General features: G+C 58.0%; 17 protein-coding genes. 9 read left to right on the top strand and 8 right to left on the bottom strand.

The genetic code is table 11. The features are described 5' to 3' along the window. Positions 1-5: 5 nt before the first annotated feature. Both ACWHWP_RS19985 and ACWHWP_RS19980 read left to right on the top strand, forming a co-directional pair. Positions 6-956 carry an iron-siderophore ABC transporter substrate-binding protein gene (locus ACWHWP_RS19985; protein WP_063431014.1) on the top strand — a complete coding sequence of 317 codons (951 nt, stop codon included), beginning with the start codon at positions 6-8 and terminating at the stop codon, positions 954-956. After that, positions 953-1,840: a MurR/RpiR family transcriptional regulator gene (locus ACWHWP_RS19980; RefSeq protein WP_063431012.1), complete on the top strand. Its 888-nt coding sequence runs from the start codon at positions 953-955 to the stop codon at positions 1,838-1,840. The genes ACWHWP_RS19985 and ACWHWP_RS19980 overlap by 4 nt, the downstream gene beginning before the upstream one ends. 17 nt (positions 1,841-1,857) lie before the next feature. On the opposite strand, the gene lysM is transcribed toward ACWHWP_RS19980, so the two are convergent. The 5 genes from lysM to qseB form a co-directional block, all read right to left on the bottom strand. Then, positions 1,858-2,298: a peptidoglycan-binding protein LysM gene (lysM, locus tag ACWHWP_RS19975; RefSeq protein WP_003862507.1), complete on the bottom strand. Its 441-nt coding sequence runs from the start codon at positions 2,296-2,298 to the stop codon at positions 1,858-1,860. Positions 2,299-2,442: 144 nt separating this feature from the next. Then, entirely contained in the window at positions 2,443-2,757 is a 315-nt protein-coding gene (locus tag ACWHWP_RS19970) for a putative quinol monooxygenase (RefSeq protein WP_059310600.1), read from the bottom strand. Positions 2,758-2,788: 31 nt separating this feature from the next. After that, on the bottom strand, positions 2,789-3,370 hold the full coding sequence (locus tag ACWHWP_RS19965; RefSeq protein WP_047347835.1) for an NAD(P)H-dependent oxidoreductase: 582 nt from the start codon (positions 3,368-3,370) through the stop codon (positions 2,789-2,791). Positions 3,371-3,475: 105 nt separating this feature from the next. Further along, positions 3,476-4,813 carry a quorum sensing histidine kinase QseC gene (gene qseC, locus ACWHWP_RS19960; RefSeq protein ID WP_447856194.1) on the bottom strand — a complete coding sequence of 446 codons (1,338 nt, stop codon included), beginning with the start codon at positions 4,811-4,813 and terminating at the stop codon, positions 3,476-3,478. Then, entirely contained in the window at positions 4,810-5,469 is a 660-nt protein-coding gene (gene qseB, locus ACWHWP_RS19955; RefSeq protein ID WP_059310602.1) for a quorum sensing response regulator transcription factor QseB, read from the bottom strand. Before qseB ends, qseC begins: the two co-directional genes overlap by 4 nt. A gap of 138 nt (positions 5,470-5,607) precedes the next feature. Here qseB and ACWHWP_RS19950 point away from each other — a divergent pair, with 138 nt between their 5' ends. From ACWHWP_RS19950 to ACWHWP_RS19925, 6 genes are all read left to right on the top strand, one after another. Further along, a complete protein-coding gene (locus ACWHWP_RS19950; RefSeq protein ID WP_047347838.1) occupies positions 5,608-6,009 on the top strand; it encodes a YgiW/YdeI family stress tolerance OB fold protein in 402 nt (133 codons plus the stop codon). 118 nt (positions 6,010-6,127) lie between these two features. Continuing rightward, complete coding sequence (parC, locus tag ACWHWP_RS19945) at positions 6,128-8,386, top strand: DNA topoisomerase IV subunit A (protein ID WP_063957085.1); 2,259 nt, start codon at positions 6,128-6,130, stop codon at positions 8,384-8,386. 163 nt (positions 8,387-8,549) lie between these two features. Next, on the top strand, positions 8,550-9,287 hold the full coding sequence (gene plsC, locus ACWHWP_RS19940; RefSeq protein ID WP_029740707.1) for a 1-acylglycerol-3-phosphate O-acyltransferase: 738 nt from the start codon (positions 8,550-8,552) through the stop codon (positions 9,285-9,287). 59 nt (positions 9,288-9,346) lie between these two features. Continuing rightward, the gene (gene ftsP / locus ACWHWP_RS19935) at positions 9,347-10,759 is read left to right on the top strand and encodes a cell division protein FtsP (protein ID WP_059310604.1); all 1,413 of its coding nucleotides are present in this window, start codon (positions 9,347-9,349) and stop codon (positions 10,757-10,759) included. A gap of 151 nt (positions 10,760-10,910) precedes the next feature. Beyond that, positions 10,911-13,085, top strand: coding sequence for a YgiQ family radical SAM protein (locus tag ACWHWP_RS19930; protein ID WP_447856193.1), 2,175 nt, complete (start codon positions 10,911-10,913; stop codon positions 13,083-13,085). Between the two features lie 116 nt (positions 13,086-13,201). Continuing rightward, positions 13,202-13,603, top strand: coding sequence for a carboxypeptidase-like regulatory domain-containing protein (locus tag ACWHWP_RS19925; protein WP_059312557.1), 402 nt, complete (start codon positions 13,202-13,204; stop codon positions 13,601-13,603). Positions 13,604-13,644: 41 nt separating this feature from the next. On the opposite strand, the gene dkgA is transcribed toward ACWHWP_RS19925, so the two are convergent. Both dkgA and yqhD read right to left on the bottom strand, forming a co-directional pair. After that, positions 13,645-14,472, bottom strand: a complete 828-nt coding sequence (gene dkgA, locus ACWHWP_RS19920) for a 2,5-didehydrogluconate reductase DkgA (RefSeq protein ID WP_063957079.1) — start codon at positions 14,470-14,472, stop codon at positions 13,645-13,647. 105 nt (positions 14,473-14,577) lie between these two features. Continuing rightward, on the bottom strand, positions 14,578-15,741 hold the full coding sequence (yqhD, locus tag ACWHWP_RS19915) for an alcohol dehydrogenase (protein WP_063431001.1): 1,164 nt from the start codon (positions 15,739-15,741) through the stop codon (positions 14,578-14,580). A 195-nt stretch (positions 15,742-15,936) separates the two neighbouring features. Between yqhD and ACWHWP_RS19910 the strand changes: the two genes are divergently transcribed. Further along, positions 15,937-16,836, top strand: a complete 900-nt coding sequence (locus ACWHWP_RS19910; protein ID WP_063957075.1) for an AraC family transcriptional regulator — start codon at positions 15,937-15,939, stop codon at positions 16,834-16,836. 47 nt (positions 16,837-16,883) lie between these two features. Here the strand turns inward: ACWHWP_RS19910 and yghB are convergent, their stop codons facing one another. Beyond that, a complete protein-coding gene (yghB, locus tag ACWHWP_RS19905; protein ID WP_059312553.1) occupies positions 16,884-17,543 on the bottom strand; it encodes a DedA family general envelope maintenance protein YghB in 660 nt (219 codons plus the stop codon). Positions 17,544-17,572: the final 29 nt, after the last annotated feature.

The raw sequence follows: 17,572 nt of genomic DNA, 5'->3' as shown, positions 1-17,572 counted from the left end.
CTGTGATGCGCGTAGTATTTTCGATGCTGTTGCTGGTGGGGTTTGCGGTGAGCGCGGCGGAGCCGACTCAGGTATTTACCGACGATTTGGGACGCAAGGTCGTTGTGCCGGTTCATCCGAAGCGGATTGTCTCATTACACGATTTGGATATCACCATTCCGCTGATTGAGTTAGGCGTGCCGCCGGTGGCGAGCCATGGCCGTACGCGGCCGGACGGCAGCCATTTTCTGCGCTCCAGCGGGATGTTGACGGGCGTCGACTTCGATAATTCCGACATCAAATTTATCGGCACGGCAGATATCGACATTGAAGCGATCGCCGCCGCAAAGCCCGATCTGATCGTGACCGAGCCGACCCGTAACACGCCGGTGGAACAGCTGGCAAAAATTGCCCCGACGGTCAGCATCGATCATCTCGATGGCGGCGCCCCGGAGATCTACCGCAAGCTGGCGCAGCTCACGGGCACGCAGGCGCGGCTGGCGATCCTTGAGCGTCGCTATCAGGAGCAGATCGAGGCGCTGAAAGCGACGGTGGATACCCGCAAAATTAGCGTGTCCGTGATTCAGGCGAATCAGGGGAAGATTAACGCCATGCACAGCTACCACTCGCTGGGCCGCGTGCTCCGTGATGCCGGGTTCACCTTCCCGCCGCTGATTGAGTCCATCCCGGAAGGGGGACGAATTGACGTCAGCGCCGAGCGCCTGCCGGAGCTGGATGCCGATTTTGTGTTTGCCACCTGGCGCGGGGATACCGGCGGTAAACCGCAGGACGAGCTGGCGGCGATGGATGCGGTGATGCCGGGCTGGTGTCAGTTCCTGAATGCCTGCCGGACCGGGCATTATGTGCTGATCTCGCGTGAAGAGGCGATCTCGAATTCGTTCGCCTCGTTAGGGCTGATGGCCGCGCAGGTGCAGTCGCAGATTGCCGGGCGTCCGCTGCCGGAGGCGTCACGGTGATTCGCAAAGAGAAGGGACGCGTGGATGTCTATGGCGACCGCTTTCGCGCCCGCGCGCATCAGCTGTCGCCGCGCCTGCTGCAGGTCGCACGCTATATCCACGATAACCGCGAAGCGGTGATGGAGCAGACGGCAATGGAGATTGCTGCTGGGCTGAAAACCTCGGACGCCACGGTGGTTCGCGCCATCCAGGCGCTGGGTTTCGCCGGGCTGCGCGATCTGAAGCAGACCCTGGAGCAGTGGTTTGGTCCGGTGGTGACGTCCAGCGAAAAGATCTCCACCACGGTGAATACGCTTGCCAGCGACGTCAACGCGAGCATCGATTTTGTGCTGGAGGGGCATCAACACACCTGCAACGTGTTATCCGAGCCGCATAACCGCTACGCGATGGCGCAGGCGGTTTCCCTGCTGGCGCAGGCGAGGCAGGTTGCCATATTTGGCATTGGCGCATCAGGCATTCTGGCCGAGTACACCGCCAGGCTGTTCAGCCGCATGGGGTTACCCGCCACGCCGCTTAACCGCACCGGGATAGGGCTTGCCGAACAGCTGATTGCGCTTCAGCGCGGCGACGTGCTGGTGATGATGGCGCAGAAGTCCGCGCACCGGGAGGGGCAAACCACGCTGCGTGAAGCTAAACGTCTGGGCATCCCAACGATCCTGCTGACCAACGCCCTTGACTCGCGTTTCAGTAAGGAGGCCAGCGTGGTGATCCACGTTCCGCGTGGCGGCGAAAAGGGCAAAATCCCGCTCCACGGCACGGTGCTGCTGTGTCTGGAGATGATCATTTTATCCGTCGCCTCCACCGAGCCGCAGCGCACCATCAAGTCCATGAAGCGCATCAACGAGCTACATCGTGGGTTAAAACCGGGGAAGAAAAGCAGCTGATTTCCCCGGCTCGCGGATTACGCTTTAGGAATACGCAGCGTCTGGCCAGGATAGATTTTATCCGGGCTGGAGAGCATCGGGCGGTTAGCCTCAAAAATCTTATTGTACTGGTTGGCATCACCGTACACGGTTTTGGAGATAGCGCTCAGCGTATCGCCGGATTTCACCGTGTAGTAGGTGGCTTCATCTTTGGCATCGGTCGCGGTGATGTTGTTCTCCACCTCGCTGACGCCCGCGATGTTCCCGACGGCAACCTGGATTTTCTCTTTCTGCTCCTGGGTCAGCCCGTCGCCCGTCACGCTGGCTTTGCCGTCGGTGACGTTAACCTGAACCTTATCTGAACCGGGAATATTGAGTTTTTTGAGATGCTCGGTGATTTTGTCGCTCTGGCCTTTATGATCGGTCAGGTTATCCCATAGCTTTTCGCCTGCTTCTTTTACGAAGTTAAAAAGACCCATTCCATCCTCCTGTTAATCATGAAGTCAGAATAAGCATAGCAGTTGAGTTTTAAGCCGATAAAAAAAAGCCCGGTAGCGCTGACGCTCACCGGGCCTGGATATGTTCTCCCTCTCCCCGTGGGAGAGGGCTGGGTGAGGGGAAACTTAAACCCCTTGCTCCAGAATGCGGATGTGGGTTTCCAGCACGTCACCCTTCACCGCCTCGCTCCACGCTTTCATGTGCGCGGTCTGCAGGTGCGCTTCAAGATGCGCGACCGTTTCCCACTGCTCAACCATGATGATCGAGTCTGGTGCGGTCGCCTGGAAGCTGGCGTCAGTGGCGGCATCCACCATCGGCGCGTAGCCGTGGCAACCTTCTTCTTTCAGTACGGTCGGGATAATTTTCGCGAACTGATCCAGCACCGCCTGGCGGTGATGTTGACCTGGACGAGTACGGATTTCTGCAATAACGGTAAGCATTGTGACTACTCCTTTAATTCCAGGGTACCAGTTAAGCAAAAATTTCCGCGAGATGCTTGCGATATTCTGCGATATAGCTCGGGACATCAGGCATTTTAATCACGTCGTTGACGATAAAGGTCGGCAGCGGATCCATTCCCAGGAACTGGTTAGCCTTGTGGAACGGCAGGTACGCGCCGTCAACGCCCACGCCTTCGAAGAACTGATCTTTCTCGGTGAACGCTTCCATCGGCGCGTTCCAGGTCAGGGACAGCATGTATTTTTTGCCCTGAATCAGGCCGCCGGAGCCATATTTTTTAGAGGCATCGGAGCGGGTGCGGCCGTCGCTGGCATACAGTGAGCCGTGGCCTTCGGTGAACACGTCGTCCATGTATTTTTTCACGGTCCACGGCGCGCCCATCCACCAGCCCGGCATCTGCCAGATCACCACGTCGGCCCACAGGAAGTTCTGCACTTCGGCCTTCACGTCGTAATTGCTGTCCGCGCGCACGACCTTAACATCATGCCCGGCGTCGCGCAGGAAACCGTCCGCGACCTCGGTCAGGGTGTCATTCAGCTGGCCTTTAGAGTGTGCGAATTCTTTTGCGCCATTGATAATCAGAATGTTGCTCATTATTTGTCCTCGGTGATGAGAGTATGGCGAGTATTCTACGCGCGAGGACGGTGCGGTAAAATAAGCAAAATGTGCAAAGTCTTTTGCGTTAAATGCAATAATCCCTTACCAACTGACCTTTACTTCAAAGCCCCCTGCAGGCGCATTGTTCAGCGAGACGTGCATCCCATGCAGTGCGGCAATGCGTCTGACGATAGATATCCCCAGCCCGCTGCCCGTGGCATCCTGGCCAGGCGGACGATAAAAGCGTTCGCCGATGCGCGCCAGCGCATCAGGTGAAATACCGGGGCCGTTGTCGCGAACGGTAAAGCTGCGCGGGTCCAGCGTCACGTCCACCACGCTGCCGCGCGGGCTGTAGCGAATCGCGTTATCCAGCAGGTTGCGCACCAGCAGGCTCAGGAGCAGCTGCTGGCCCGTGCGCGTAACCTCTGGCGCATGGATGTTCAGGCGAATATCAATGCCCGCCTGCCGGGCCGGATGCCAGATATCCAGCACGGCCGACTGCAGTAAATCGGCCAGGGTAATCGGTTCGACATCGTCAAGATTATCCAGCGAGTCCAGACGCGACAGCGTGAGGAGTTGATCCACCAGCCGGGAGGCGCGGTCGATACCCGCATGCAGCTGCATCAGCGCTTTTTCCCGCGCCTGCGGATCGTCCTGGGAAAGCTGCGCCACATCGGTTTGCACCTTCAGGGCCGCCAGCGGGCTGCGCAATTCGTGGGCGGCATCGGAGGTAAAGCGGCGCTCGCGGGTCATCATCTCCTGAGTGCGTGCGAAGAGATGATTCAGCGCGTCGAGCAGGGGGCGCACTTCGGTTGGTACACCCTCCGTCGGCAGTTTATCGGTGGCATCCGGTGAGCGAGAACGCAACGTCTGCGCCAGATTTTTCAGCGGCTTCAGCTCGCGGCTTAGCAGGAAGATTAGCAACAGCAGCATCACGGGCAGCGCCACCAGCCACGGCGTGAGCTGCGAGCTGACCACGTCCAGCGCCATATCCTGCCGGTACTCCCACTCCTGGCCGACCACCACGCGGTACTTCCCGTCAGGCGACGTCAGCCATAAGAAGCGCCATTCGTCGTTGTCGTCCTGCAGCTGCCCATTATCGAACCCGTCGCGGCGATAGTGGTACGGAATATCGCGGCCGTTTTCACCGTCGTTGAGGATCATTTTGCCGTCGACGGCGTAGATGGCGAACGCCAGCGCGTCGTCGTCCAGGTGTCCGTGTTTGGCTTTTTTGGGCACTTCGCGCATGCGTTCAGGCGCGCGAAGCTCGTCGAGATCCATCGTCAGCAGCCGTTTGGCAAACAGCATCTGCTGGGTATCAAAGAGCTTGTCGAGCTTGTGGGTGGTCTGCTGCCAGGCGACCAGGCTGGCGGTAAACCAGGCCGCAAGCGACAGCAGCAGGAAGAGAATCGTCAGGCGCAGCTTCAGGCTCAGCTTCATGCGTCACCCAGGGTATAGCCGATGCCGTGCACGGTGCGGATAAACTCGCTGCCAAGCTTGCGGCGCAGGTGATGGACATGAACCTCGATGGCGTTGCTGGAGACATCATCGTCCCAGGTATAGAGTTTTTCCTCGATAAGCTTTCGCGGCAGCACCCGGCCCGCGTTACGCATTAACAGCTCAAGCAGTGCAAACTCTTTGGGCTTTAGCGTCAGGGGAGCGTTGTCCAGCGTGGCGACGAGGCGGGTTGGATCGAGCGTAACCTTACCGTGGCGTAGCGCGCTGCACGCCTGGCCGTGGCTGCGGCGGACCAGCGCTTCGAGGCGAGCCCCCACTTCAATCAGCGCGAAGGGCTTACAGAGATAATCATCCGCGCCCAGGCGCAGCCCTTCGACGCGCTGGTTAAGCGCATCCCGCGCGGTCAGGATCAGTACCGGCTCGCTGCGCCCGCTTTCGCGCCACGCGCGCAGGATCTCAAGCCCGTCGACTTCCGGCAGCGTCAGATCCAGCACCACGGCATCATAAGGCGCAGAAGCGAGGGCGGCCTGGCCGGTTTTTCCATCGGTAAACCAGTCCACGCTAAAGCCCATTTTGCCTAATCCCGTCTTAATACCGTCGCCGATTAAGGTGTCGTCTTCTACCAGTAAAATGCGCATGTTCCCTCCGTGATGCCGCCAGTAAACCCTCTGTAAGCGCCTGCTGTACAGTAAAAATAAATAAATTTTTCCCTTAAGAAGTTGTTAAGGATTACCCTGTTAAATGGTTTGCGAAACCAGATTAAAGGGAGAGTTAATATGAAAAAATTCGCTGCTATTGCCGCCATCATGATGATGACCACTGCCCCCGTTTTTGCCGCGCAGGGCGGATTTAACGGCCCGTCTGCCGCACCAACCCAGACCCAAACGCAGGCAGGCGGTTTTGTCGATAATGACGCGAACCTCACCACCGCGGTGAAGGTAAAAGAGATGAAGGACGACAGCTGGGTGAAGCTGCGCGGGAACATCACCCAGCGCCTGTCCGACGACCGCTACACCTTCCGCGATGAGACCGGCACGGTAAACGTCGAGATTGACCACAAGCGCTGGAACGGCGTGACCGTTACCCCGCAGGATAAGGTGGAAATCCAGGGCAAGGTCGATAAAGAGTGGAACGATTTCGAAATCGACGTGAAGCAGGTTATTAAGCTGAACAAATAACCCGGAAAGGGCCGCATAAGCGGCCCTTTTTCTTTGTGACTCAACTCGCCAGATAGGGTAGTATCTGCGGCAATATTGCCTGAAACCCATCGGTTTCTGAGTTGAGGAATCACACGTAATGAGCGATATGGCAGAGCGCCTCGCGCTACATGAATTCACGGAAAACGCCTACCTGAACTACTCCATGTACGTCATCATGGACAGGGCGTTGCCGTTTATCGGGGATGGCCTGAAGCCCGTTCAGCGCCGCATCGTCTATGCGATGTCCGAGCTGGGGCTGAACGCCACCGCCAAGTTCAAGAAATCCGCCCGTACCGTCGGTGATGTGCTGGGTAAATACCATCCGCACGGCGACAGCGCCTGCTATGAAGCGATGGTGCTGATGGCCCAGCCGTTCTCTTACCGCTATCCGCTGGTGGATGGGCAGGGGAACTGGGGGGCACCGGACGATCCGAAATCCTTCGCGGCGATGCGTTATACCGAATCCCGCCTGTCAAAATATGCCGAAGTGCTGCTGGGCGAGCTGGGCCAGGGAACCGTTGACTGGGTGCCTAACTTCGACGGTACGATGCAGGAGCCGAAGATGCTGCCTGCGCGTCTGCCGAATATCCTGCTGAACGGCACCACCGGTATCGCGGTCGGTATGGCGACGGACATTCCGCCGCACAACCTGCGTGAAGTGGCGAAAGCCGCCATCACCCTGATCGAGCAGCCGAAAACCTCGCTGGACGAGCTGCTGGATATCGTGCAGGGGCCGGATTACCCGACCGAAGCCGAAATCATCACCTCGCGCGCGGAAATCCGCAAAATCTACCAAAACGGTCGCGGCTCCGTGCGCATGCGCGCGGTGTGGAATAAAGAAGACGGCGCCGTGGTGATCACCGCGCTGCCGCATCAGGTCTCCGGTGCAAAAGTACTGGAGCAGATCGCCTCCCAGATGCGCAATAAAAAGCTGCCGATGGTGGACGACCTGCGCGACGAATCCGACCACGAGAACCCGACCCGTCTGGTGATCGTGCCGCGCTCTAACCGCGTGGATATGGAGCAGGTGATGAACCACCTGTTCGCCACCACCGATCTGGAAAAAAGCTACCGCATTAACCTGAACATGATCGGCCTCGACGGTCGCCCGGCGGTGAAAAACCTGCTGGAGATCCTCAGCGAATGGTTGACGTTCCGCCGCGATACGGTACGACGCCGTCTGAACCACCGTCTGGAAAAAGTGCTTAAGCGCCTGCATATCCTCGAAGGTTTGCTGGTGGCGTTCCTCAATATCGACGAAGTGATTGAGATCATCCGCACCGAGGACGAACCGAAGCCAGCGCTGATGTCGCGCTTTGGCATCAGTGAAACCCAGGCCGAAGCGATCCTCGAACTGAAGCTGCGCCATCTCGCCAAACTGGAAGAGATGAAAATCCGCGGCGAGCAGAACGAGCTGGAAAAAGAGCGCGATCAGCTGCAGGCGATCCTCGCGTCCGAACGCAAGATGAACACCCTGCTGAAGAAAGAGCTGCAGGCCGATGCTGACGCATTTGGCGACGACCGTCGCTCTCCGCTGCACGAGCGTGAAGAAGCGAAGGCGATGAACGAGCACGACATGCAGCCGTCCGAGCCGGTGACTATTGTCCTGTCTCAGAGCGGCTGGGTGCGCAGCGCCAAGGGCCACGATATCGACGCACCGGGGCTCAGCTACAAGGCGGGCGACAGCTTCAAAGCGGCGGTGAAGGGCAAGAGCAACCAGCCGGTGGCGTTTATCGACTCCACCGGTCGCAGCTACGCCATCGACCCGATCACGCTGCCTTCCGCGCGCGGGCAGGGCGAGCCGCTCACCGGTAAGCTGACGCTGCCGCCGGGGGCAACGGTTGACCATATGCTGATGGAAGCCGATGACCAGAAGCTGCTGCTGGCGTCTGATGCGGGGTACGGTTTTATCTGTACCTTCAACGATCTCGTCTCCCGTAACCGTGCCGGTAAGGCGCTGATCAGCCTGCCGGACAACGCTCACGTGATGGCGCCGCTGGTGATCGAGAACGAAAGCGACATGCTGCTGGCAATCACCACCGCCGGCCGTATGCTGATGTTCCCGGTCAGCGATCTGCCGGAGCTGTCAAAAGGCAAGGGCAACAAGATCATCAACATCCCGTCGGCGGAAGCCGCGAAAGGCGAAGATGGCCTGGCGCATCTCTTCCTCCTGCCGCCGCAGAGCACGCTGACCATTCATGTCGGCAAGCGTAAAATCAAACTTCGCCCGGAAGAGTTGCAGAAGGTGGTGGGTGAGCGCGGTCGCCGTGGCTCGCTGATGCGCGGTCTGCAGCGTATTGACCGCGTGGAGATTGACTCTCCTGCACGCAGCACCACGGGTGACAGCGAAGAGTAATGTCGTGATATCCCCCTCCGTCCGGAGGGGGAATTTCAATAAAATTTCCCGTAAAATCGTTGTTAATTCGTGCGTTGCGATTAACAATACGCGCTCGTAATAAAGTCCTTACCTGGCCACAGGTGAAGTATAATTGTCAGCTGTTGGGGCTTCAGAGGTCGCTATGCTATACATTGTTCGTCTCATTCTTACCGTTATCTACTGCATTCTGGTCTGTATCTTCGGCTGCATCTATTGCCTGTTCAGCCCGCGTAATCCGAAGCATGTTGCCACCTTTGGCCATATGTTCGGTCGCCTGGCACCGCTGTTTGGTCTGAAGGTTGAAAAACGCCTGCCTGAAGGGGCTGAGAATTTCGGTAACGCCATCTATATTGCTAACCATCAGAACAACTACGATATGGTGACCGCCGCAAACATCGTTTTACCTCCGACCGTGACGGTGGGGAAAAAGAGCCTGCTGTGGATCCCGTTTTTCGGTCAGCTGTACTGGTTGACCGGTAACTTGCTGATCGACCGCAATAATCGTGCGAAAGCGCACAGCACCATCGCCGAAGTGGTGAATCATTTTAAGAAGCGCAAAATCTCTATCTGGATGTTTCCGGAAGGGACGCGCAGCCGTGGTCGTGGCCTGCTGCCGTTTAAAACCGGTGCGTTTCATGCCGCAATTGCGGCAGGCGTTCCAATTATTCCCGTGTGCGTTTCCAATACATCGAATAAGATTAATCTTAACCGCCTGAATAACGGGCTGGTGATTGTCGAAATGCTGCCACCCGTCGATACCAGCAAATACGGTAAAGATCAGGTGCGCGAGCTGGCAGCACACTGCCGTGAGCTGATGGCTCAGCATATTGCGCAACTCGATAAAGAAGTCGCAGAGAGAGAAGCCGCCGGTAAGATTTAATCCGGCGTTAAAAGGGAAAACGAATTCCCGCGTTGTTAGTCGTTTCAGATGGAGCTTATATGTCACTCAGTCGGCGTCAGTTTATTCAGGCTTCGGGGATCGCCCTTTGTGCGGGTGCGATGCCGCTGACAGCCAGCGCCGCCGGGCAGCAGCAGCCGCTGCCCATTCCGCCGTTGATTGAATCCCGTCGCGGGCAGCCGCTATTCCTGACCCTGCAGCGTAGCCACTGGTCCTTTACTCAGGGGACGCGCGCGCAGATATGGGGAATCAATGGGCGCTACCTTGGCCCAACCATTCGCGTGTGGAACGGCGATGACGTTAAGCTGATTTACAGTAACCGTACGACTGAAAATGTCGCGATGACCGTCAGCGGCTTACAGGTCCCGGGCCCGTTGATGGGGGGGGCCCCGCGCATGATGTCACCCAATGCCGACTGGGCGCCCGTGCTGCCAATCCGCCAGAGTGCGGCAACGCTGTGGTATCACGCTAACACCCCTAACCGCACCGCTCAGCAGGTCTATAACGGCCTTGCCGGAATGTGGCTTATTGAGGATGAGGTCAGTAAAGCTCTGCCGATCCCGAACCACTACGGCGTGGACGATTTCCCGATTATTATCCAGGACAAACGTCTGGATAATTTCGGTACGCCGGAATACAGCGAGCCGGGCAGCGGTGGCTTTGTTGGCGATACGCTGCTGGTCAACGGCGCACAAAGCCCCTACGTTGAGGTCTCGCGTGGTTGGGTGCGCCTGCGCCTGCTCAACGCCTCTAACTCGCGCCGCTATCAGCTCCAGATGAGCGATGGCCGACCGCTACACGTGATCTCCGGCGACCAGGGCTTTTTACCGGCGCCGGTGTCCGTCAAACAGCTGGCGCTCTCGCCGGGCGAACGTCGCGAAATTCTCATTGATATGACCAACGGGGATGAGGTGTCGTTGACCTGCGGCGAGGCGGCCAGCATTGTGGATCGCATCCGCGGGTTCTTTGAACCGTCGAGCATTCTTGTCTCCACGCTGGTGCTGACCCTGCGCCCGACCGGCCTGCTGCCGCTGGTAACCGATAGCCTGCCAATGCGCCTGCTGCCGCAGGAGATCATGAGCGGCTCTCCGGCGCGCAGCCGTGATATCAGCCTGGGCGACGATCCAGGCATCAACGGCGCGCTGTGGGACGTTAACCGTATCGACATTACCGCACAGCAGGGCACCTGGGAACGCTGGACCGTTCGCTCGGATATGCCGCAGTCGTTCCATATTGAAGGCGTGTCATTCCTTATTCGCAACGTGAATGGCGCGATGCCGTTCCCGGAAGATCGCGGCTGGAAGGATACCGTCTGGGTGGATGGTCAGGTCGAGCTGCTCGTCTACTATGGTCAGCCTTCGTGGCCGCACTTCCCGTTCCTGTTCCACAGCCAGACGCTGGAGATGATGGACAGGGGCTCCGTGGGGCAGATGCTGGTGAATCCGGCGCCGTAAAACGAGTCGGGTGGCGGCTTCGCCTTACCCGACCTACAAGCCCTTAGGCCCGGTAAGCGTAGCGCCACCGGGCAATAAATACCCCTTCAATTCCTTCAACGATCCAGCGTATAATCCCCGCCCTTTTGTCTATTTTTTCTTCGGAAGCATTATGAGCGCAATTTCCCTGATCCAGCCGGATCGTGACCTCTTCTCCTGGCCCCAGTACTGGGCGGCCTGCTTTGGACCGGCGCCGTTCCTGCCGATGTCCCGGGAAGAGATGGACCAACTGGGCTGGGACAGCTGCGATATCATTCTGGTCACGGGCGATGCCTACGTTGACCATCCGAGCTTCGGGATGGCCATCTGTGGCCGTATGCTTGAAGCGCAGGGCTTCCGTGTGGGGATCATCTCCCAGCCTGACTGGAACAGCAAAGACGACTTTATGCGTCTGGGTAAACCGAACCTGTTCTTCGGCGTCACCGCAGGTAACATGGACTCGATGATCAACCGCTATACCGCCGACCGTAAGCTGCGCCATGACGATGCCTATACGCCGGATAATGTGGCGGGCAAACGCCCCGACCGCGCCACCCTGGTGTATACCCAGCGCTGTAAAGAAGCCTGGAAAGACGTGCCGGTGATCCTGGGCGGCATCGAGGCAAGCCTGCGCCGCACCGCGCACTACGACTACTGGTCAGATACCGTTCGCCGCTCGGTGCTGGTGGATTCCAAAGCCGACATGCTGATTTACGGTAACGGTGAGCGTCCGCTGGTGGAAGTGGCGCACCGTCTGTCGCAGGGTGAACCGGTGAGCAGCATCCGCGATGTGCGCAACACCGCCATCATGGTGAAAGAGGCACTGCCGGGCTGGAGCGGGGTGGATTCCCGTATCATCGATATGCCGGGCAAAATCGACCCGATCCCACATCCGTACGGCGAAGATCTGCCGTGTGCCGATAACAAGCCGGTAGAGCCAAAGAAGGCGGAAGCGAAAGCTATCGTCGTACAGCCGCCGCGCCCGAAGCCGTGGGAAAAGACCTATGTGCTGCTGCCGTCCTACGAGAAGGTGAAAGCCGACAAGGTGCTCTACGCGCATGCGTCCCGTATCCTGCACCATGAAACCAACCCGGGTTGCGCCCGCGCGTTGATGCAGAAGCACGGCGAGCGCTTTATCTGGATCAACCCGCCGGCGATCCCGCTCTCTACCGAAGAGATGGACAGCGTCTTTGCGCTGCCGTACAAGCGCGTGCCGCACCCGGCGTACGGCAACGCCCGTATCCCGGCGTATGAGATGATCCGCTTCTCGATCAACATCATGCGCGGCTGCTTCGGCGGATGCTCTTTCTGCTCCATTACCGAGCACGAAGGGCGTATTATCCAGAGCCGCTCTGAAGATTCGATCATCAACGAGATCGAAGCGATTCGCGACTCGGTGCCGGGCTTTACCGGCGTGATCTCCGATCTTGGTGGCCCAACCGCAAACATGTACATGCTGCGCTGCAAGTCGCCGCGCGCGGAGCAAACCTGTCGTCGCCTCTCCTGCGTCTATCCGAGCATTTGCGAGCACATGGACACCAACCACGAGCCGACGATCAACCTCTACCGCCGCGCGCGCGACCTGAAGGGCATCAAGAAGATCCTGATCGCCTCCGGGGTACGTTACGACATTGCCGTGGAAGATCCGCGCTACATCAAAGAGCTGGCGACGCACCACGTCGGCGGCTATCTGAAGATTGCCCCGGAGCACACCGAAGAAGGCCCGCTGTCGAAGATGATGAAGCCGGGCATGGGCAGCTACGATCGCTTTAAAGAGCTGTTCGATACCTATTCGAAGCAGGCGGGTAAAGAGCAGTATCTGATCCCTTACTTCATTTCTGCGCACCCGGGCACGCGCGATGAGGACATGGTGAACCTGGCGCTGTGGCTGAAGCAGCGTCGCTTCCGTCTGGATCAGGTGCAGAACTTCTATCCTTCACCGCTCGCCAACTCGACGACCATGTATTACACCGGCAAGAACCCGCTGAGTAAGATTGGCTATAAGAGTGAAGAGGTGGTGGTGCCGAAAGGGGATAAACAGCGTCGTCTGCACAAGGCGCTGCTGCGCTACCACGATCCGAAAAACTGGCAGCTGATCCGTCAGGCGCTGGAAGAGATGGGTAAAAAACACCTGATCGGCTCGCGTCGCGACTGCCTGGTACCGGCCCCGACGCTGGATGAGATGCGCGAAGCGCGTCGCCAGAATCGCAATACGCGCCCGGCGCTGACCAAGCACACGCCAATTGTGCATCAGCGTTCGAACGGTGTTGCGGGAACGAAGAAGAACGTAAAACGTAAGACCGGTTAAACCTGTAACAATGCCCGGTGGCGGCTGCGCCTTACCGGGCCTACAGGTCAGAACGTAGGCCGGGTAAGGCGCAGCCGCCACCCGGCTTTTTTCTGCATAAGGGCAGGAGGCCCAAAATGAAAATAAAGAAGTTGACGGGAGCGATGCTGATTGGCCTGACGTTAAGCGGTTGCGTAATGCACCGCCAGACACAGCCAGAAGTGGAAGGACGTCTAATCGACAGCGCAGGTAAGCCAGTCCCGGGCGCTAAAATAACATTAGAGAAGGAGCAAACGCTTTCTGACGACAACGGTCGTTTTGCTTTTCAGAGCCAGCATGAGTGGAGCTTTTTTCTGCCAATAGGTCCGATGGACTGGATTTATCACACCCCGCTCCAGATAAGTGTCAACGGAAAGAAATATGAAGCTGAAGCAGGCGGCGGTCTTGGTGGGCCACATGAACTTGAAGGGAAAGCGTTTAACGTTATTTGCACATTGCCTGACCTTCCCGGAGAAGCGAGATGTCAGTCCGGTTTATAGATTAAAACGAGCCCGGCGGAAGACCGGGCTCGTTTTAGGTATTACCCGCCAAACTGATCCGGATCGGGCCCTAAACGCTTGCCCTTATCCAGCTTCGCAATTTCACCCAGCTCATCTTTGTCCAGTCGGAAATCCCAGACGTCGAAGTTCTCGGCGATGCGCGACGGCGTGACCGATTTCGGGATCACCACCAGACCGTTGTCCAGATGCCAGCGAATGACAATCTGTGCCGGCGTCTTGCCGTATTTATCCGCCAGGTCGCGGATAATCTTCTGATCGAACACCCCTTCACCGCCCTGGGCCAGCGGGCTCCAGGATTCGGTCTGAATTTTGTGCGTGGCATTCCAGGCGTGAAGCTGGCGCTGCTGCATCAGCGGGTGCAGTTCAATCTGGTTAATCACAGGCGCGACGCCCGTCTCGTCAATCAGGCGCTGCAGGTGATGAACCTGGAAGTTACAGACGCCAATGCTTTTCACCAGCCCTTCTTTCTGCAGTTCAATCATCCCTTTCCAGGCGTCAACATAGTGATCGATGGCCGGAACCGGCCAGTGCATCAGATACAGGTCAACGAAATCGAGCTGGAGTTTCTCCAGGCTTTCCTGCAGGGCTTCGCGGGGGCGCTTTTGATCGTCATTCCAGAGTTTAGTGGTGATGAATAGCTCATCGCGGGAAACGCCGGCGCTGGCCAGGGCATTGCCTACGCCGTCCTCGTTTTTGTACGCGGCGGCGGTATCAATCGACCGATAGCCGACTTCCAGGGCTTTATGAATGGCGGAGACGACCTCGTCGTTACCGGCTTTCCATACACCTAGCCCCAGCTGGGGCATCACGTTGCCGTCCTGCAGCTTGATTACGGTTTGGTTTGCCATTTTTCCTCCTTCAGGTACGCATCGCCGGAGGGGGACTCCGGCGATGGGGTGTGCATTAAGTCTGGACGAAATGTCAAAAAACGAAAGTCGGGAGGGCAAAAACGCTTAGCGCGCCGCTTCGTAAATGCGACGGCTGACGTCCAGCGTAATGTCGCCGTGCTCGCCCAACTGGGTCATGCCGTGCTCTTCAAGTTTTGCCAGCAGAGCAGGGATGGAACTGCCGTCCAGGCCGTAGCCGGACAGACGGGTTGGCACGCCCAGGCCTTCGAAGAAGCTGCGGGTCGCTTCGATTGCCGCGTCAATACGCGCATCGTCAGAACCCTCGGTGATGTTCCACACGCGCTCGGCGTACTGCAGCAGTTTGGCACGTTTGGTATCACGTTTTTCGTTCCACAGCGCAGGCAGAACGACCGCCAGCGTCTGCGCGTGATCCAGACCGTGCATCGCCGTCAGCTCGTGGCCCAGCATGTGGGTCGCCCAGTCCTGCGGCACGCCAGCCCCGATCAGGCCGTTCAGCGCCTGCGTTGCCGCCCACATCACGTTGGCGCGAACGTCATAGTTTTCCGGCTCTTTCAGCGCTTTCGGACCGTCTTCGACCAGCGTCAGCAGAATGCCTTCCGCGAAGCGATCCTGAATTTTTGCATCGACCGGGTAGGTGACGTATTGCTCAACGGTATGCACAAAAGCATCGACCACGCCGTTCGCTACCTGACGCGCAGGCAGGGTGTAAGTGTAAACCGGGTCCAGGATGGCGAACACGGGCTGAACGTGCTCGTTCATAAAGGCCTGCTTATCCCCGGTGGTTTTGCGGGAGATCACCGCACCCTTGTTGGATTCAGAACCGGTGGCCGGGAGGGTCAGCACGGAGCCCATCGGGATGGCGCTTTTAATGTCGCTGCCGCGGGTTTCCAGAATGTGCCAAGGGTCAACGCCGTCAGCGTAGTGGGCTGCTGCCGCGATGAACTTGGTGCCGTCCAGCACGGAACCGCCGCCGACGGCCAGCAGGAAGGTGATCTTCTCTTCGCGGGCGATTTTCACCGCGTTCATCAGCGTTTCGTAAGACGGGTTTGGCTCGATGCCGCCGAACTCACGCACGTCGAGGCCGTCCAGCGCGCTGTAAACCTGATCCAGCACGCCGGTTTTTTTCACGCTGCCGCCGCCGTAGGTGATTAGAACGCGGGCGTCAGCAGGGATCTGCGCGCGCAGGTCAGCGATAGCGTCTTTACCAAACAGAATGCGGGTTGGGGTGTGAAGATTAAAGTTGTTCATTGCTCGTTCCCTTTAGTGGGTGAAAAATCGTGGTGGCGCAGAGGGCAACCTGATGCTGCACATTGTGGCCGTCCGGGGATATCCTCTCAATGCACATTCCTGCCGATGTCTTGCCCATTTCTACAGAGCGCTGGAGAAAGCGCGGAAAACGACGCACACTGTCAGCGTCGGAAACCGTACCCGGAGTAACGTAAAATGAATCGTGACGCGATCTGCCATCAGCTCACTGAGCAGATTAAAAGACTGATAGATAACGAAAAAGGTATCAGCGAACTGCTGCCGGATATTCGCCTGCTGTACGGCACGCAGCCCGGGACGCGCACGCCGGTGATGTACCAGCCGGGCATCGTTTTTCTCTTTTCAGGCCATAAAATTGGCTATATCAACGAGCGCGTCTTCCGGTACGACACCAATGAATATTTGCTCCTGACAGTACCTTTACCCTTTGAATGTGAAACTTTCGCGACAGAGGCGGTTCCGCTGGCGGGGATCCGCGTCAATGTTGATATCCTTCAGCTGCAGGAGCTGCTGATGGAGATTGGCGAAGACGAACTCTTCCAGCCGTCAATGGCGTCGAGCGGGATTAACTCCGCAACCTTATCAGAAGAGATACTTTGCGCCATTGAGCGTCTGCTGGACGTTATGGAAAGGCCGCTGGATGCGCGTATTTTGGGCAAGCAGATTATCCGCGAAATCCTCTACCACGTGCTGCTGGGGCCCGGCGGTGGGGCGTTACTCGCCCTGGTGAGCCGACAGACCCACTTTAGCCTGATAAGCCGCGTGCTCAAGCGTATTGAAAGCCAGTACACGGAAAACCTCAGCGTCGACCAGCTGGCCGCGGAAGCGAACATGAGCGTCTCGGCGTTTCACCATAACTTTAAATCGGTGACCAGCACCTCGCCGCTGCAATACCTTAAAACCTACCGTTTGCATAAGGCGCGAATGCTGATGATCCACGATGGCATGAAGGCCAGCGCGGCGGCGATGCGGGTGGGTTATGAAAGCGCGTCGCAGTTCAGTCGGGAGTTTAAGCGCTATTTCGGCGTCACGCCGGGAGAGGATGCGTCGCGCATCCGAACCATGCAGGGAGCTTAGGCTTTTTTCCCCTCTCCCCTATGGGGAGAGGGTCAGGGTGAGGGGGGTCACGCGCTGCAATATTTCTTCTTAATCACTACCGCAATAGTCCCCACCAGTCCCGCGACCAGCAGGAACATCGGCAGCACCATCAGGAAGGTCATCACCTGATCTTCATGGTGTTTCACAAAGGGGATCATATTCAGCGCGTAGCCGAGCGTGGTGACCACGCCAACCCACAGCAGAGCGCTCAGCCAGTTGAAGAACTGGAAGCGACGGTTCGACAGGCCGGAAATGCCCGCCATGGTGGGCAGAAGGGTGCGAACAAACGCCAGGAAACGCCCCGCCAGCAGCGCCAGCAGACCGTGGCGATCGAACATGCAGGTCGCACGCTGATGATATTTATGCGGTAGCTGCGCCAGCCAGCCTTTTACGATGCGCGTATTCCCCAGCCAGCGGCCCTGCAGATAGCTCAGCCAGCAACCCAGGCTGGCGGCGGAGGTGAGGATAACCATTGTTGGCGTAAAGTCCATGACGCCTTTGCCGATTAACGCCCCGGCAAGTAAAAGCAGGCTGTCACCGGGTAAAAACGAGGCTGGCAGTAATCCGTTTTCCAGAAACAGGGTTGCGAACATCACGAAATAGACGATACCGACGACGTGAGGATCCGCCAGCGCGGCAAAGTCGTGTTGCCAGAGCGCCGCGATAATATCTTGAATTACAGCCATGGACTTTCCTGTGGAACAGCAGATATAGA

The sequence above is a fragment of the Enterobacter sp. WI-ESBL-E8 genome (genome assembly GCF_053364895.1).
The sequence above is the reverse complement of the archived record's forward strand: the minus strand, read 5'-3'. Positions and strand labels throughout refer to the sequence as shown.

Excerpts from the sequence above, each read along its gene's own strand:
- yqhD (WP_063431001.1), bottom strand. The coding sequence starts at position 15,741 with ATGAACAACTTTAATCTTCACACCCCAACCCGCATTCTGTTTGGTAAA.
- ACWHWP_RS19950 (WP_047347838.1), top strand. The coding sequence starts at position 5,608 with ATGAAAAAATTCGCTGCTATTGCCGCCATCATGATGATGACCACTGCC.
- parC (WP_063957085.1), top strand. The coding sequence starts at position 6,128 with ATGAGCGATATGGCAGAGCGCCTCGCGCTACATGAATTCACGGAAAAC.
- qseB (WP_059310602.1), bottom strand. The coding sequence starts at position 5,469 with ATGCGCATTTTACTGGTAGAAGACGACACCTTAATCGGCGACGGTATT.
- ftsP (WP_059310604.1), top strand. The coding sequence starts at position 9,347 with ATGTCACTCAGTCGGCGTCAGTTTATTCAGGCTTCGGGGATCGCCCTT.
- ACWHWP_RS19925 (WP_059312557.1), top strand. The coding sequence starts at position 13,202 with ATGAAAATAAAGAAGTTGACGGGAGCGATGCTGATTGGCCTGACGTTA.
- ACWHWP_RS19930 (WP_447856193.1), top strand. The coding sequence starts at position 10,911 with ATGAGCGCAATTTCCCTGATCCAGCCGGATCGTGACCTCTTCTCCTGG.
- ACWHWP_RS19970 (WP_059310600.1), bottom strand. The coding sequence starts at position 2,757 with ATGCTTACCGTTATTGCAGAAATCCGTACTCGTCCAGGTCAACATCAC.
- ACWHWP_RS19910 (WP_063957075.1), top strand. The coding sequence starts at position 15,937 with ATGAATCGTGACGCGATCTGCCATCAGCTCACTGAGCAGATTAAAAGA.
- qseC (WP_447856194.1), bottom strand. The coding sequence starts at position 4,813 with ATGAAGCTGAGCCTGAAGCTGCGCCTGACGATTCTCTTCCTGCTGCTG.
- plsC (WP_029740707.1), top strand. The coding sequence starts at position 8,550 with ATGCTATACATTGTTCGTCTCATTCTTACCGTTATCTACTGCATTCTG.
- lysM (WP_003862507.1), bottom strand. The coding sequence starts at position 2,298 with ATGGGTCTTTTTAACTTCGTAAAAGAAGCAGGCGAAAAGCTATGGGAT.
- yghB (WP_059312553.1), bottom strand. The coding sequence starts at position 17,543 with ATGGCTGTAATTCAAGATATTATCGCGGCGCTCTGGCAACACGACTTT.
- ACWHWP_RS19985 (WP_063431014.1), top strand. The coding sequence starts at position 6 with ATGCGCGTAGTATTTTCGATGCTGTTGCTGGTGGGGTTTGCGGTGAGC.
- ACWHWP_RS19965 (WP_047347835.1), bottom strand. The coding sequence starts at position 3,370 with ATGAGCAACATTCTGATTATCAATGGCGCAAAAGAATTCGCACACTCT.
- dkgA (WP_063957079.1), bottom strand. The coding sequence starts at position 14,472 with ATGGCAAACCAAACCGTAATCAAGCTGCAGGACGGCAACGTGATGCCC.